This window comes from Mesorhizobium sp. M3A.F.Ca.ET.175.01.1.1 (assembly GCF_004791945.1).
GTDB lineage: Bacteria > Pseudomonadota > Alphaproteobacteria > Rhizobiales > Rhizobiaceae > Mesorhizobium.
This window is the reverse complement of the sequence record NZ_SRTP01000044.1, coordinates 1-1008: the sequence shown is the minus strand read 5'-3', so window position 1 is coordinate 1008 and position 1008 is coordinate 1. Positions and strand designations below refer to the sequence as shown.

The window sequence follows — 1008 nt, the reverse complement described above, 5'->3', positions numbered from 1 at the left end:
CACGACTGATCTCACCCTTGAACCACGCATTCTCGACCAGGCCGTGGCGGGATCGTCACTTCGCCTCTTGCGCCGCCTAGGTGTTTGATCCTGGCATTTGATGGTGCATTGTTTTCCCAAGAATGGAAGGATGCACTATGGGCCAGGTTCTTCACGGCAGCGCCACAACGACAGAGGCGATCCGTCGAACAATACAGAATAGCCAAGAGAGCCTGAGAACGCTGGCCAAGCGCTACGGGATCAACCAGAAGACCGTCGCTAAATGGAAGAAGCGGACGTCAGTTGCCGATCTGCCGACCGGCCCACAGGAGCCGAGATCGACGATCTTGTCGCTTGAGGAAGAGGCAATCGTCGTCACCTTTCGCAAGCACACGCTGCTGCCGCTGGATGACTGCCTCTATGCCCTCCAGCCGACGATCCCGCACCTGACGCGCTCCTCGCTGCATCGCTGCCTGCAACGTCACGGCATTTCCCGCCTGCCCGAGGTCGAGGGCGACAAGCCAGGCAAGAAGAAGTTCAAGCGTTATCCGATCGGCTATTTCCACATCGACATCGCCGAGGTGCGCACGGCCGAAGGCAAGCTCTACCTCTTCGTGGCCATCGACCGGACCTCGAAGTTCGCCTATGCGGAGTTGCATGAGAAGGCTGGTAGGATGGCGGCCGCCCAGTTTCTGCGCAACCTCGTGGCCGCCGTCCCCTACGCCATCCACACCGTGCTCACCGACAATGGCATCCAGTTCACCAACCGCACGCAGGACCGGCACGCCTTCGAGCACATCTTCGACCGCGTCTGTCGCGACAACGGCATCGAGCACCGGCTCACGAAAGTGAAGCATCCGTGGACGAATGGTCAGGTCGAGCGCATGAACCGCACGGTCAAGGAGGCCACCGTCAAGCGTTTCCACTACGACAACCACGATCAGCTCCGTCAGCATCTCCAAGACTTCATCGACGCTTACAACTTCGGGCGCCGGCTTAAGACACTGACGGGGCTAACCCCCTACGAAT

1 protein-coding gene is annotated in these 1008 nt (G+C 59.7%); it reads left to right on the top strand.

The genetic code is table 11. The features are described 5' to 3' along the window. Positions 1 to 137 precede the first annotated feature (137 nt). The coding region (locus EN818_RS30650) for an IS481 family transposase (protein WP_135891888.1) at positions 138 to 1008 on the top strand (871 nt) is incomplete at its 3' end.